The following is a 15791-nucleotide window of genomic DNA, read 5'->3' as shown; positions in this document are numbered from 1 at the left end:
GTGAAGCGTTAAGAATGAAGCGCGATGAATACTAACAGAATGAGCTAGTTCTGCCTGTTTATTATTCATCACGCTTCATTCTTAACGCTTCACCTCTACTCTCTTTTGGCGTTTCTTATCGACGGTGAGCAGGAAGGCAGGGAGCAGAATCAGATTGGACGCCATGCCCATCAGTAAGGTGATCGACACCAGAATGCCGAGAGCCACCGTTCCCTGAAATGTAGAGGCTGCAAAAATGGCAAAGCCCGCAAACAGAATCATGGCCGTATAGAACATACTGATACCTGTGTACCGGATTGTTTCAGAAACGGCTTTGTTCAGGCTCAACTTCTGGTTCCGTAACTCATCGCGGTATTTGGTGATGAAGTAGATCGTACCATCGGATGAGATACCAAAGGCGATACTGAAAATAAGGATAGTCGATGGTTTTAAGTGAATACCACAAAAACCCATAATGCCGGCTGTAACAATCAGTGGCACGACGCTGGGCAGAATGGCAATCAGACTTAACCGAACGTCGCGCAGGAGAATGATCAGGATGATCGAGACCAGTAAAACGGCCAGCACCGTGCTTTCTGCCAGATTTTTCAGGAGGTAGTCGTTGCCTCGGGTAAACACAACGCTGTTGCCTGTAATATTCACCTCATACTGTTCATCGGCAGCAACGCGTTGCCCGGTCGCCCGGTCGATATTAAAAATGGAATCGGCTTTGGGCTGGAGTTCATTCAGCAGCTGTGTGGTCCGAACCGTACCCACGTCGGGCATCTGGAAGCTGATGCGTGTATAGCGGAAGGTGCTGTCCAGATATGCTTTGAAAGCCAGGCCCCCGCCGGCGTTTTTAGCCCCTTTGAGTTGTGGCGCATAATTGGCCAACTGGTTTAATTCCAGCGCGCCCGGCAAGGCGAAGTACTTCGGGTCGCCCCCACGGTAGGATTGATAAAAGAACTTGACGGCTTCTACCAGCGATAGGGGCCGGGTAAATTCACTATACTTACTGAATTCGCGTTCGAGCAACTTGATCTTCGTCAGCGTCTGGGGTGTTAGCACCCGTCCGGGGCGTTTGGCGTCGATACTCACCTCAAACGGCATGACCCCTTTGAACCGGCTTTCAATGAACTTCAGATCGGTATAGATCGGATCATTTTTTGGCAAGTCATCCACCACATAGCCAATCGGGTCAATTTGTAAGGCTCCAACGACGGAGATAGCCGTTAGTATACCAATGAACGTATAAATAGCCGTTCGGCGGGTATGCACCAGGTTATCGACCCAGCTAAGAAAACCGCTCACCTGCCGACGTTCCAGATGGCCACGTTCTTTTACCGAAGGTGTAGCGAGGTAGCTAAAAATAATGGGGATCAGCATGAGCGACACCACGTAGGTTGTCATAATGCCCAGGGCCGCTACCAGACCAAACTGCACCAGCAGCGGGCTTCCGGTAAAGTAAAACACGAAAAAACCGATACTCGTCGTGATGTTGGCAAAGAAGGTCGTTTCACCAACTTTGGCTGCTGCCGTCATCAAGGCGTCGTGCTGGCTGCGGTTTTTATTGAGTTCCTCGTGGTAGCGGTTCAGCAGGAAAATCGCATTCGGAACGCCTATCACGATAATCAGGGGCGGAATCAGGCCCGTTAGTAACGTAATGTCGTAGCCCAGCAGAACGATGTAGCCGGTTGCCCAGATCACGCCCACGCCTACCACGGCCAGCGCTGCGAGCACAACGGTAAACGAACGAAAGAAGTAGAGTAGAATCAGCGCCGTCACCAGGAAAGCCAGCCCCATAAACAGAAACATCTCTTTACTGACTTTTGCGGTGAACTCGGTACGGATATACGGCATCCCCGACATGTGCACCGTGTTGGCGGTGCCATCCGAAGAAGCAGCGATAGAACTGGTGAGTGTATGGCGACGGCCAAATGAGTCGGCAACGGCTTCGACCCTCCGAACCAGTGTAATCCGGTTTTTGGTGTTCACTACTTTCTGATCGAAGGTAATGGCCATCAGGTGCGCCTTGCCCGTGCTGTCGGTCACCAACCCCCGATAAAAGGGCAGGGACGCAATTCGTGCCTGAAGACTGTCGAGACTAGCCTGCGTCGTGAGCGGTTTGGGAACGAGGGGCTTTATGCGGAACGTATGGGCCGAGTCATCGCGCATGATGTTGTACAGGTTGGCATTCGATACAACATCCTTGATCCCCTCGATATGCTTTATCTGCTGCCCCAGGGCATACCAGTCGTTAAAGAACCCAAGCTGGTACATACTGTCTGTTTCGATGGCGAGTACCATCACGCTGCCATCCTGCCCAAAGCGACTTTTAAAGGCCTCGTAGCGCTGGTAGTCGGGATCGGTAACCGGTAAGATTTTTGCCAGTTCATAGGACAGCTTTACTTTACTGGCCTCATACCCCATAAAGGCCGTGCCAAGCAGGACGGCCAATACTAATGCAATTCTGTTTTTTAAAATAAAGGCTGCAATACGATGCCAAATCATACTCGATTAACGCAAAATAAGGCCGCAAGGTACGCAAAAAGGGGAGCTATTGGGCGTATAAGCGGCTATTTGGCTGAACGCAGTCGAACAAATATTTTTTATGCCGGATACTTATGTAAGAGAGCGGTATTGGTTAAATTTTTGCTTGAAGGATAACACGAGTACCCTGAATGTGAGGTTTCTACAAGAAAAGGGGGCATTCTATCGCATTGGCGGGGCTGCTGATAAATAGACCTGTTTAGTTTACTATTACTATAGATCTTATGATCTCCGTCATTCATGTATGCCATTTACATTTCCGTCTTCAATCGATCAGGTAATTATTGGCTCTATCTGTTGATCAGTCTATTCGTCAGCACCCCATTGGCCGCAGTAGCGCAACTGCTTAACCCTGCTGTGTTTCAATGTGCTACCCAGAGTCTGCCGCCTGCTGCGCAAAAAGCTCTGGAAGCCGAAGCGGTGCGGGCACTTCGTTTAAAACAGGCTTCTGCCCCGGCTTTCAGTTCGTTAACGTACGTGCCCATACGACCACACATTATCCGTAAGTCAGATGGTACCGGGGGCTATACTCTGGCCAGCCTCAACAACGTAATGGCCCTCACCAACAAATATTATCTCCAGCATGGAAACGGCATTCAGTTCTATTTCTCCGGCACCACGCCAGACTACATAGACAATGATGCGTTATATGCTCAATACCGACAAGCGGTTGATGATGCCACCATCGCTCCCCGCGATGTGACCAACGCATTGAACCAGTACTATGTCAATCGGTTTGATAATGCCGGTTTGGGAGGGTATGCTCAATTTCCCGCCAATACGGTTGCTTCTACCCGTACGATCATCCTGAACGAAAATTCTGATAATGACATGGGGAATCGGTTAGTCCCGCATGAGTTGGGCCACACGTTCAACCTGTTACATACCCATGAATCCTATTACGGCTATGAACGGGTTACGCGTGGCGTTGGGGCAAATTGCACTACCGCGGGAGACCTGGTTTGCGATACACCTGCCGACCCATATGGCCGATTCTCAGGAGCAAACACCAGCTGTATCTCCGGATGCCCACCCACCTATACATGTACGTTTGTCGACGATCAGAACAATGTGTTTACGCCCTCACCCACCAATATCATGTCGTACTATTTTCCATGCGTTCATGATTTTACGGCCGGGCAGTATGATCGTATTCAGGGAGGTTTAGCCATACGTCAAAGCCACACCGCCTATACGTTAAATGCACACCCGACCACGATGACGGCCCCATCCAATGTGGTAGCCAGTAGGGTTGGCAATGGTATACGGATTAGCTGGCAGGATAATTCCAGGACCGAAATGGGCTATTTTATCGAGCGATCTACATCGCCCATATCGGACTTTACCCCCATTGGTGGCGTATCGCCTAACACGACGTCGTTTACCGACTGGTCATTTGCCGCTTACACCCGATACTATTATCGTGTTAAAGCCTCCAATTCAACGACGGGTAGTACCAGCACAACCGCTACAATCGTCACATCGAATTGTATTCCTGTCTATTCGAACGATGGTTGCCCAAATGCTTTAAACATAACCGGGGTAACGGTCAATGGCACTCCTTTGAGCCAGAATTCGGGTTGCTCGTCTGGTGGGTATTATACATCCTTTACCGCTGTCAGTGGGACCGTCACCGCTGGGCAATCGGCGACCTTTGCTGTTACCAAAGGCACATCATTCAACATGGGGGGGAGCGTCTGGGTCGATCTGAACAACAACGGTATTTTTGACACCAGTGAACGACTCTATGAGATGCCGACAGCAAACAAGGCCAATACGTTCTCGGGTAGTCTGACGATCCCTGCCGGCACCACAGCAACTACCGTTGCTATGCGCGTTGTTGCTGCATATAACACGATTCCTACCGACCCATGTGGGATTTATGCATACGGGGAGACCGAAGATTATTCCCTGTTCATCAGGCCTTGTGTGCTTCCTGTAGCTACCCTAAGTGGAACCACCACCCTGACGGCTGGTCAAACGGCTACGCTCACGACCGACTTAACGGGCAGTGCCCCTTTTTCGTTAACAGTGAACGCCGGTACTGACTCGACCTTTAGCTTTACGGACATTGTTGCTTCGCCGTTTAGTTTCTCGGTGGCCCCCACTGTCAGTACAACGTACACACTCGGTCAGGTAGCCAATGCCTGTGGCACGGGTTCGGTAAGTGGTGCTGCTGTCGTGACGGTCAAACCCTGCATAAATGTGTACACCCTTAAAGTGGGTGACTGGAACGATCCCTCCGTTTGGTCCTGCAACCGTATACCTGCTCAGGCTGATTCTGTTCGTGTAGACCATGTGGTAACGATTCCGGCCAGCTACATCGCCAGAGCGTTGCAGGTCAGGTATAGTGACAGTGGACAATTGAGGTTTATCTCAACGGCACGATTGCTATTGGGTCAATAAGCTCTTTTCGATAAAGTTTACTATTTGAAGATAGGCTTAAAATAAGGTATTTTAGGACAATAGATTGTTGTTGTCATATAATAGTGTTTAGAGGGCTTAAAATCAGGGTTTCACTTAAACAAAAGACCCTACAAGTCGATTATAGTTACAGACTTTATAGTAGGTAACTATTCTTTTATTCAACATTATGACAACTCATACGAATCGAACCGCCACAAATTACTCCAGGCAATCTGATCATTCAGAAACGGACGTATCGGTGTGGGGCCATAATCCAAAGAATGTGGCCTTCGTTGGTGATTACCTGCCTCGTCAATGCGGGATTGCCACGTTTACGTCTGACTTATACCTTTCCTATAATTCATTTATCTCTGACTCTCAGGCCTTGGTTGTGTCGGTAAACGATACGCCCGATGGCTATGACTACCCCTCGGAGGTTCGGTACGATTTTTATCAGCACGACCAGAGTGCCTACCGAAAAGCGGCCGAATTCCTGAATTCTAAAGACGTCGATGTTGTATGTCTGCAACACGAATACGGCATCTATGGCGGTCCGGCGGGAAATTATATACTCACGCTGCTTCGGAACCTGACGATGCCCATCGTGACCACCTTCCACACAATTCTCAAAGACCCGAACGAAGATCAGTTGCTGGTGCTGAAGAGTATCGCTGACTTGTCGTCGCGGGTGGTGTGCATGTCGGAGAAGGGGCGTGATTTTCTGATCAACATTTACGAAATACCGGAAGAGAAAATAGATCTTATTCCGCACGGTATCCCCGATATGCCTTTCGTTGACCCCCACTTTTTTAAGGATAAGTTCGGGATGGAAGGCAAGCAAACGCTCTTGACATTTGGGTTGCTTTCGCCCAACAAAGGCATTGAGAACGTAATCCGGGCCTTACCGCGCATTGTGGAGCAATACCCGAATGTAGTATATATGGTGCTTGGTGCAACGCACCCGCATTTATTAAAGCACGAGGGAGAAGCCTACCGCGACAGCCTGAAAAAGCTGGCCCGTGATTGTGGTGTTCGCGATAATGTTCGGTTCTACAATCAGTTTGTGGAGCTGGACGGTCTGCTGGAATACCTGGGTGCGGCTGATATATACATTACGCCTTACCTGAACCCAGCTCAAATCACCTCTGGTACGTTATCCTATGCCTTCGGTTGCGGAAAAGCCGTGGTGTCGACGCCGTACTGGCACGCCGAAGAACTCTTGGCCGATGGCCGGGGCGTACTGGTGCCTTTTGGTGATTCGGAAGCCATTGCTACAGAAATTATAGAGCTGCTCAGCGATGAGTCGAAACGGCATCAGATGCGCAAGAAAGCCTACATGGCAGGCCGCGAGATGATCTGGGAACGGACCATCCAGGCTTATGCCGATTCTTTCGCGCATGCCCGCCAGGAACGAATGAGTACGGTCAACAACCAGGCTGTCTACTCAGTAGGAGCCCATACCAGTGCTGTTTTCAAGTTACCTGTGCTCCGGCTCGACCATCTGTTCCGCCTGACCGACTCCACCGGTATTATTCAGCACGCGAGGCATCATTTGCCGTTCTACGACGAAGGCTATTGCACCGACGATAACGCACGTGCGCTGATCCTCGCGCTGACGCTTCAGAACGCAGGGCTGGGGGACCAGAAACTGGCGAAGGCCGCGGATAATTACTGCGCCTTCATCAACCATGCCTATACCGACGATCACCGCCGTTTTCGGAACTTTATGAGTTACGACCGTCGCTGGCTCGAAGAGTTTGGCTCCGATGACAGCACCGGTCGTACTATCTGGGCGCTGGGTACCTGTATTGGCCGGTCGTCAGACCGAAACACCGTTACCTGGGCCATGAGCCTGTTTGAAAAGGTGCTGCCAACCGTCGTGCAAATGTCATCACCCCGTTCGTGGGCGTTTGCACTGCTGGGAATTTATGAATACCAGAAAAAATTCAACGACGACCGGCTGGCTAAGAATATAGAACGTCAGTTGCTCGATAAATTAACATTCCGATACACGGAAACAGCTACCGAGGAATGGCCCTGGTTTGAAAATACCCTGTCGTACGACAACGCTGTGTTGGCGCATGTGCTTATTCGCTCCAGCGACAAGCATCTGGTCGATATAGGCCTTAATTCGTTGCGGTGGCTGGTTGGGTTGCAAACGGCGTCGCATGGTCATTTTCAGCCAATTGGCTCAAATGGATTTTACACAAAAGGGCAGCTTCGTGCGTATTTCGATCAGCAGCCGCTGGAAGCTCAAAGTACGGTATCAGCCTGTCTGGCTGCGTATTCCCTAACGGGCGATGAAGAGTGGCACCGCACCGCCATCCGGATATTCAAGTGGTTCAATGGGTTCAATGATCTGGGCTTGCCGCTCTATGATCAGCAAACTGGCGGTTGCCGGGATGGACTGCACATCGATCGGGTCAATCAAAATCAGGGCGCTGAGTCTACATTGTCGTATCTGCTGGCATTAGCTGAATTATATTCCATTCAAAAACAACGGCCTGATGCCAAGCCAGTTAATGTGGCAATGCCTGCAATGATGAATGGATAATACTAATAGAGGATAATAAGTGAGTGAATGGTCAAGTTGTAAAAGAGTAAGTGATTTGTGAAACAGTATGTATCATTTAGCGCTTTAGTAAATACCCTTTTCCAATTGATCATTCACTAATTTATTGATACCAATGAGTATTAAAGCCATTCGAACGGGCATTGTTCTCCAGCCAGATCCAACCCGCGTTCTCTTTCGTCCTTTCGATTTAGGCAGTACTACCCGAACTCTGAAAATTGTGGCCAGGGTAGGGAGTATGACCGATGAGGAAGCCGATCAGAAACTGGACGAAGTTATTCGAGAGTTTGGTGGCCGCCATTACAAACTCGAACGGTTTCTGCTTAACCGGTTCGAGCAGATCAAAGCGCATTTGCTCACCGATGAGCCGCTCACCAACGACCGTAAGTTGTTACTGGGTGCTTATTTCACCATGGAATACTCCCTCGAATCGGCCGCGTTGTTCAACCCGTCCATGATCTGGCACCCCGACCAGACAAACGTGCCACCCGGTTATAAACGCTTCATTCTGAGTTTACGAGCCACGGGCGAGGGACATGTGTCCTCTATCTCGTTCCGGATGGGGTACATCGACGAGGCCGGTAAAATTGTTTTGCGCCAGCCCTCCCGTTATGTTACCTCACCCGAAATTGTACCCAATCACCGATTCAACCGGGCGCAGTTTGAGCGCAAGCTCTACGAACTGCGGTTAGAGAACAGCATTCAGGAAAAGATGATGCTGGGACTGGGAGAAGAGTTTAGCCTGTCGGAGCTGGACGCGCAGATCAAGCGGGTGTTGGCGCAGTTTCGCTACAATGCCGAGTATGACACCATTGCGAGCGGTCTGTTAGCCTTGGCCAAATCGAACTACGAAATTCACTTCGAGGATGACCAGAGTCTGGACGAACGCTGCATTTTTCCGACTTCACCCAACGAAACCAATGGTATCGAAGATGCTCGTTTCGTGCAATTTACGGACGACGATGGCGAGATAACGTATTATGCTACTTACACGGCATACAATGGTCGGGTAACGTTTCCACAACTACTCGAAACCAAAGACTTCACCCATTTCAGCGTGAGTACACTTAATGGAGCCGAAGTTTCCAACAAAGGGATGGCTTTGTTTCCGCGTAAGATTGGCGGTAAATATGCCATGATCTCGCGGCAGGATGGGGAGAATATCTACCTGATGTATTCCGATGATCTGTATTTCTGGCAGACGAAAGAACTAATTCTTAAGCCAACCTATCACTGGGAGTATGTTCAGTTGGGTAACTGTGGATCGCCGATCGAAACCGAAGCGGGCTGGCTAGTGCTGAGTCATGGCGTTGGGCCCATGCGTAAATACGCCATTGGTGCCTTCCTGCTCGACCTCAATGACCCTTCCAAAGTCATTGGCCGCACCAGCGAACCCATCCTGAGCCCCGACGAAAACGAACGGGAAGGCTATGTGCCAAACGTTGTATACAGTTGTGGCGGCCTCATCAACAATGGCGAACTGATCATTCCTTACGCCATGGCCGACTACGCCAGCAGCTTCGCCACCGTCAACGTAGCCGAGCTTTTGGCCGAACTGACTGGGCAGGAAAAAGCAGAGCGAGCTGATACCGTATCTGCTTCTTGAATAACGTGAATAATGGGTTGGCTCGATCAAAATTTAGCTTATACATAGAGTCAGTAGATCTTTTTTAACCACAGAGGCACAAAGCGCACAGAGGTAATGGGGAAAGAAAGTGCCCTAATAAACCTCTGTGCGCTTTGTGCCTCTGTGGTTAAAAATTATTGCATTAGGCGTGCAAAAGGATTTGATTTAACCTAGATACAGCCGTTATTCACGTTGAATAAACCAGCAGGCAAGGACTACAAAAAAAGCCTTCTACAAACGTAGAAGGCTTTTTTTGTAGCTGTTAGTGAGTATTATTGGCGGGTAATCACTTCGTTAATGACTCGGTCACCACCCGCCCCTGGGTATTTGTAGTTCAGGGTGAACTTATGGGTTGCCGGATCGTATGTGTTGGTGCCGAATTGCGATGAGGTAGCTGGTGTAGCACCCTTCGGGATGATCGTCACTGTATTGTCGGCATTGACGCGCAGCCACATTAAGTAATTACTCCCACCCAGATCAGCATATTCTGTCTGTACGGTAGTGCCATCGATGGTAGACAGCGTTTTGTCTTTGTCGATTTTTCGGCTGGATGTAGCCGTTGGGTGTGTAAAGTACCCTACCGAGTGATAATCGCCATCGTACGGGTTCTTGATCTTCAGAATGATGATCTTCGTACCATAGTTGCTGCTCACGGCTACGTTGTTCGATGCACTCGTGATCTTCAGCGGCAGGGCATATTCTGCATCATTGTAGGCCGTTGGATCAGGTACTTTGTCGGCACCCGAGAAGAACGAGAGCGTAATAGGAGCCAGACGACTGCCTGCTTTCACCGTGGCCGTTAACGACGACGCCTGATACAAGGTAGCAGGCAACAGCGTATAGGTCGTACTGTTTGCCTTGTTATACGCATCCAGCGTTGCCTGATCGACCGCCAGCGAAACCGTTACATCCTGAGATGGTGGATTTGGCGAGGCAATGTTGACATCGAAACTGTAATTAGTCGGGGCCGTCTGAATCTGCAAGCCCTGGTTATCTTCGACGCCGTAAAAAGCCGACGATGGAATTTCGGCCACTGCGCCTACATTCTGGAAATCGGTAAAGTGTTCATCGTCGTTCAGGCAACTGCTCAGGCTAATGGCCACAGCGCCCAGAACGAAGCTATACAAAAGTTTTTTCATGTTCATGACTGGTTTTAGCGGTCATACACCAGTCGGTGTATGACCGTTTTTTATGATTATCGTACCCAGAAGATCTTGGAGGTAAATTGATTGATATCGCCTTGCTGCTTCACCACGCCACTGTTGTAGTTGTACTCGCTTTGTGGGTAAAAGAGCCGAACCGGAATCTGCTTAACCGACGTACTGGGGTCCTGCGAAATAGGCACGGCGGGTACGCCAAGCCGCCGATAGTCTGACCAGGACTCGAACGGCGACCAGCCATTGAGCGACGCCCATTTCTGGGTGATAATAGCCTGAATTTTATCCGGCGATGAATCCCAGCCAACGTTTGTCAGCGTCTGCGAATAATACGTTGCCGCATCAGCTGCCGTCAGACCCACATTGACGAATGATTCCGTAATGGCTTGCTGATACAGCGTTTTTGGTGCCCCCTCGATCCAGCCGCGTTGAGCCGCTTCGGCCTGTAAGAAAAAGGCTTCGTGCGAGGTTAGAATATAAGCAGGCTGGTTAACATTGTTGAGCAGACCGGGACCAATACCCGAGGTAAGGTTGTTGGCCAGCGGATTGATCGTGCCAAAAAACGTACCGTTGAAAGTAGTGCCATTTGGCCCACCAACGGGCTCATAATACCGGGCCAGCCGGGGGTCGTTAGTCGACTGGTAAAAGTTGATACCGTATTTGTTACCCCGGTTGATGTTGAAGGCCTCAATGGGCTGACCGTTCACCTGATAGCCGTAGGTACCGTAGAACGGACTCTGCTGCCCCGACGAGTTGGCGTAACCGGGGTTGACAGCCGCGTTTTCACCGCTTTTCAGGAAACCATATCCCGACGCTTTGATAGCGGCCAGCTGGGTCTGAATAAACGCCTGCCGGTCGGCTTTTTCGGACTGCCGTAGTAACATCCGAAGTTTGAGCGTATTGGCAAACCGACGCCATTTGTTGATGTCACCCTTGAACAGGATGTCGTTAGCCCCCGGATTGAGCACCGTTCCACCCTGTGCCGCCAGTTTGTCCGCATCGCTGAAGAGGGTCAGGCCCGCGTCGATCTGTTTGAAGAGGTCTTCATACACGGCCGTTGCATTGTCGTACGTAGGTTGCGACGACGCCAGCCCCTGTAGTGCCTGTGTGTATGGTATGTTTCCGTACGTATCTACCAAAATCTGAAAGTGCAGTGCCTTCATGATCTTCGCCATACCCTGCAGCAGAGGCTGCTTCAGAGTTGCCGTCTGCGTATCGATGTAGTCGTAGTTTTTCAGGATGACATAGCCATTATCCCAGATACCCGTTCCGAAACCAGAGGTGAACTGGTAGTTTTTGTCTGAGGTCGCAATCGAGTAGTTGCCGCTCCAGTTCCAGTAGCCCATCCATAAGTTCAGAAACGTAAAACTGGTCGAGAAATAGGACCCGGACGAACTCAGGGCTGACGGTAGCACCAGCACAGGCGTGGCTGTAGTTACCTGGTTGGGGTTATTATTGATGTCGAGGTAATTCTTCTGGCAGCCCGATGCAATGGTCATCGTCACCGCCAATACCCCGATCGTAAGTTTCTTAAGGTTCATGATTCTTGTTGATTAGCGTATAACTTAAAACCCAACGCTCAGCCGGAAACCGTACTGGCGGGTTGGAGGGGTCTGGTATTCGTTCGTAACGCCCTGGGCATTACTGTTATCCAGAGAGAACTCAGGGTCCGTAAACACGTTCGTTTTTGGGCGGAGCATCAGCAGGTTACGGCCGGTTAAGCCCAGCGTGACCGACCGGATGAATTTGATGTTCGTGAACAACTGAGTCGGGAAATTGTAGCTTAACGCCACTTCGCGCAGCTTCCAGAAAGCCGCACTCGTTACATAGCTCGACACCGCATTGTGGTAACCTGAGTTGGTCCAGAACTCCAGGTTGCCATCCCGCGTCGATATGCTTGAGTTGGGGGTAAAAGTGGAGGTACCATCAGGATTGGTTGACGCCACAACGGAGTTTGGATAAATGAAATTCTGCCGACCATTATATGTCGAGCGAATACCAGCACCCGTAAATTCCAGCGCGTTGCCTAACTGGTTATAGATCACGTTGCCACCCCGGTATTCGACAAGAGCGTTCAGGGTCAGTCCTTTAAACGCAAACGTGTTGTTGATGCCAAACCGGTATTTAGGCTGCGTGTTGCCCAGATACTTGATGTTAGCGTCCAGAATCGGATAGCCCGTTGAGGGATTGATAACCGGACGGCCAACAAACTGACCCGTTGGATCGTAGTAAGCGGCATTGGCGTCCGTGTTCTGTACGCGGGCAATGTCGGTTCCGTACAGAGCCGGATACGCATACCCAACTGCTGCGTAGACGTTAGCCGATGAAGCACCATTAGCCTGAGTAATACCAATTCGGTCCAGGCCCGGATAAACAGACGTTACGGTGTTGTTGAGATACGTAAAATTTGTGCTGATATTCCACGTAAAACCACCCGTATTCACAATTGGGCGCAGTGTCTTTAATTCCACTTCAACACCATTGTTGTGCATGGTTCCCGTATTGATCAGCGCTGTGGTATAGCCCGTAGCCCGCGATACCTGAATAGGCACCGTTTGATTGGTGGTTTCCGTCGTGTAATAGACGATATCGGCATTCACCCGGTCGAACAACCCAAATTCAACGCCCACCTCTTTGTTCGTCGTGAACTCTGGTTTTAGGTTAGGGTCATTCTGGCGCGTGCTTAACGAAAAGCCCGGCTGGCTGCCATAGGGGAAGCCGCTACCCGGATTAAACACATTCTGAAGCTGGTAGGGGCCTACGCTGATGTTACCTGCTTTGGCAATACCTCCGCGTATTTTCAGATACGTCAGGGCATTGCTTCCTTTCAGAGCCGGTATGGCTTCTGTCAGGATAACCGACGCGTTGACACCCGGATAGAAATAAGACCGGTTATTGGCGGCCAGCAGGGAGGTATTGTCATAACGACCGGTAGCGTTGATAAATGCGAAATTGCGGAACCCCAGTGTAAAGTCATAGAAGTAACCCAGCAGTCGGCTTTGTCTTGAGTTTTCGCTGGCAACAACATTCCCCAAGCGGTTGTCGATGTTGTAGGTACCGGGCACTACCAGCGACGTGGCGGCCGTTGATATGTACCGGTAGTTATCGACACGCGCCTGCTGACCCAGAATTAATTTAGGTGTAAAGTCGCCAAAAGTAGGGGCAATCGTGACCAGTAGGTCACCCGTCAAACGCGAGGTTGTGAGGCCGTAATCACTAACATTACCATTCACCTGTTTCACCGACGAGGCAATGTTGCCGGCGCCCCAGGGGTCTCCCAATGCATAGCTGCTGAACGATACGGCCGCCAGATGGGATTTGAACTGCGTGTTGGATACCTGGCCACTAACACGATACGTAACATTGAGCCAATCCGTAAAGCGGTATCCAATGTCAGCCGTACCCTGAATCGAATACTTGTTGGTAACGGCACGCGAGTTGTCGCCCGTCACCTGCCACCAGGGGTTTGGATAATAGGCGTTGAAGTAGCCGTTCACATCACCGTAAGGCGATGTAATGTCCTTGATTCGCGGGTCCGTAAGGGGCGCATGCGCCGGCTGGTTCAGCAAGTTCCAGTAAACGGGGCGTCCCTGACCAAAATCACCGTTCTCCTGGTTCGTGTTTTCGTAGGTAAACTGCATCTTGGCATTGGCCGTGAAGCGATCGACCGCCCGGCCACCGTTTACAGTGAAGTTGGTGCGGCTGTACTTGTCATTGGGAACGATACCTTTCTGGTCGACGCGCTGTACACTCAGGCCAAAATAATTCTGCGCATCACCCACCCGATACGCCAGATCGTGCTGTTGCGTAACGCCCGTGTTAAAAAACGCCCGTCGTGGATCTTTGCCTGTTGATGAATAAGGCACTTTCAGGGTGTCGAGACGAATAGAGCCGTCAGAGTTTAAAATCTGTACGCCATAGCCAAGGGGTTGCAGCAGACCGTTATAAGCCGGTCCAAACTGCTGGTTTTCGTAGGGGACATAAAGCCGCTGTCCATTGGCATCCAGAAAAGGAGCCCCTTCACCACCGTTAGACCCGTAAAGGCGCTGTAGATCAGGCATGTAAGATACCGTTTCCAACTGCGTGTTGTTGGTGTAGGAAATTTGCGGCTTGTTGTTGGTTGTACCCCGGCGGGTAGTGATCACCAAAACACCGTTAGCCGCGTCGGAGCCATACAAGGCCGCAGCGCTGGGCCCTTTCAGGACCGAACTGTTCTCAATGTCATTAGGGTTAATAGACGACAGAAAGCTGACATCGGTCAGGGCACCGTCCACAACCAGCAAAGCCTGGTTATTTCCCAGAAAGGAACGGTTACCCCGAATCGTGATCCGTGGATTTGAGCCGACCCCGTTGTTCACAGCGTTTATCTGTAAGCCAGCTACTTTACCCGTCAATCCATTGGCAATGTTAACGGGAGCGGCCTGGTTGATGAGCGTATTGCTAATCTTGGTTACTGATGTCCCGATTTCCCGTTCATTACGCCGGATACCAAAACCCGTTACAACGACCTCATTCAGTGTGGAGGCATCGGCTGCCAGCACAACGTTTACGCTGGTGCGGTTCCCCACGGCTATGTCCTGAGGTTTGAACCCGACAAAGGAGAATGTGAGCGTCGAATTCGGGGCCGCGCTGAGCTGGTAATTACCATTCGCATCGGTTGTTGTGCCACGGGTAGTGCCTTTAATAACGACACTCACACCCGGTAATCCTGAGCCGTCGTCTGATGATGTCACACGACCTGTAACTGACGCGTCCTGCGCCAGCAGGGGCAGACAGAACAGGAGCGAAAGCAGCCAGCTTCCAATTAAAACTTTTCTCATAAGAGTTGATGAAAAAATGTTGAAATAGTTGAGTTAAGAAAATAATACATCTCCATGGATTGGAATAAACAACATGCAATTTCCTTGAGAAATATGGAAATAACATAACCTGAAATATCATAGAATGAGGTTTTAATTTGCCTTTAATGTGAGGCAATAATTTAAGTATAATTTTTATTACTAGTAAAATATACTCAATCAATAAATGGTATAAATACTTAAGGAATTTTTCTGTTTTTAAAGAAGTAAATTATGACAAATAGGCCACAGTAATTATTTAAGCTGTATTGTTAGTAATTATGACTAGTTCACTGTAAGGAAAAATTTCATTTTTTACAGGAGCAAATGTTAAAAATGCTTACTATATTTTTTGGTTGCATTTCTTTATTTTCTATATGCGAATCAAGGAGTTAGGTTTTTATAAAACCTTTTATTTTTATAGATATAGGTATAATTGTCTGATTATCAATTGAATATGTAGCTATGTAGTCAAATATAATCAATCAATTACTATGATTTTTTGGTCAGTTGTAAAGTAAAATTAAAATATTGTTAATGAAATTTAATGACCCCATTTTTAATTTGTAGGAGATATTATATTGAAACGATATGGTAAAGAGTATTTATGGGAAATTTTATTTCGTAAGTGAGAGAAATTGTCGTTTAATCATCTATGTATT

Annotated in this window: 7 protein-coding genes; 3 read left to right on the top strand and 4 right to left on the bottom strand. The window is 49.4% G+C overall.

The genetic code is table 11. The annotated features are described in order from the left end of the window. Positions 1 to 81 precede the first annotated feature (81 nt). Positions 82 to 2490: an efflux RND transporter permease subunit gene (locus tag ACYVK4_RS30700; protein ID WP_461131413.1), complete on the bottom strand. Its 2409-nt coding sequence runs from the start codon at positions 2488 to 2490 to the stop codon at positions 82 to 84. A 279-nt stretch (positions 2491 to 2769) separates the two neighbouring features. Between ACYVK4_RS30700 and ACYVK4_RS30695 the strand changes: the two genes are divergently transcribed. The 3 genes from ACYVK4_RS30695 (at position 2770) to ACYVK4_RS30685 (ending at position 9113) form a co-directional block, all read left to right on the top strand. Beyond that, positions 2770 to 4935, top strand: coding sequence for a GEVED domain-containing protein (locus ACYVK4_RS30695; protein ID WP_461131412.1), 2166 nt, complete (start codon positions 2770 to 2772; stop codon positions 4933 to 4935). Positions 4936 to 5122: 187 nt separating this feature from the next. Next, positions 5123 to 7489, top strand: a complete 2367-nt coding sequence (locus tag ACYVK4_RS30690) for a glycosyltransferase family 4 protein (protein WP_461131411.1) — start codon at positions 5123 to 5125, stop codon at positions 7487 to 7489. 133 nt (positions 7490 to 7622) lie between these two features. Continuing rightward, on the top strand, positions 7623 to 9113 hold the full coding sequence (locus ACYVK4_RS30685; RefSeq protein WP_461131410.1) for a glycoside hydrolase family 130 protein: 1491 nt from the start codon (positions 7623 to 7625) through the stop codon (positions 9111 to 9113). Positions 9114 to 9406: 293 nt separating this feature from the next. Here the strand turns inward: ACYVK4_RS30685 and ACYVK4_RS30680 are convergent, their stop codons facing one another. Genes ACYVK4_RS30680 through ACYVK4_RS30670 form a run of 3 tightly spaced genes read right to left on the bottom strand, consistent with a single transcriptional unit; the run spans position 9407 to position 15111 of the window. Further along, entirely contained in the window at positions 9407 to 10273 is an 867-nt protein-coding gene (locus tag ACYVK4_RS30680) for a BT_3987 domain-containing protein (protein WP_461131409.1), read from the bottom strand. Between the two features lie 56 nt (positions 10274 to 10329). Continuing rightward, positions 10330 to 11832 (bottom strand): SusD/RagB family nutrient-binding outer membrane lipoprotein, encoded by a 1503-nt coding sequence (locus ACYVK4_RS30675; protein ID WP_461131408.1) that lies wholly within the window; start codon positions 11830 to 11832, stop codon positions 10330 to 10332. Between the two features lie 24 nt (positions 11833 to 11856). Beyond that, on the bottom strand, positions 11857 to 15111 hold the full coding sequence (locus tag ACYVK4_RS30670) for a SusC/RagA family TonB-linked outer membrane protein (protein WP_461131407.1): 3255 nt from the start codon (positions 15109 to 15111) through the stop codon (positions 11857 to 11859). Between the last annotated feature and the right edge of the window lie 680 nt (positions 15112 to 15791).

It is taken from the genome of Spirosoma aerophilum (genome assembly GCF_054782495.1).
This window is presented reverse-complemented; position numbering and strand designations above follow the sequence as displayed.

Coding starts and splice junctions, on each gene's coding strand:
- ACYVK4_RS30700 (WP_461131413.1), bottom strand. CDS start 2,490: ATGATTTGGCATCGTATTGCAGCCTTTATTTTAAAAAACAGAATTGCA.
- ACYVK4_RS30675 (WP_461131408.1), bottom strand. CDS start 11,832: ATGAACCTTAAGAAACTTACGATCGGGGTATTGGCGGTGACGATGACC.
- ACYVK4_RS30680 (WP_461131409.1), bottom strand. CDS start 10,273: ATGAAAAAACTTTTGTATAGCTTCGTTCTGGGCGCTGTGGCCATTAGC.
- ACYVK4_RS30685 (WP_461131410.1), top strand. CDS start 7,623: ATGAGTATTAAAGCCATTCGAACGGGCATTGTTCTCCAGCCAGATCCA.
- ACYVK4_RS30695 (WP_461131412.1), top strand. CDS start 2,770: ATGTATGCCATTTACATTTCCGTCTTCAATCGATCAGGTAATTATTGG.
- ACYVK4_RS30690 (WP_461131411.1), top strand. CDS start 5,123: ATGACAACTCATACGAATCGAACCGCCACAAATTACTCCAGGCAATCT.
- ACYVK4_RS30670 (WP_461131407.1), bottom strand. CDS start 15,111: ATGAGAAAAGTTTTAATTGGAAGCTGGCTGCTTTCGCTCCTGTTCTGT.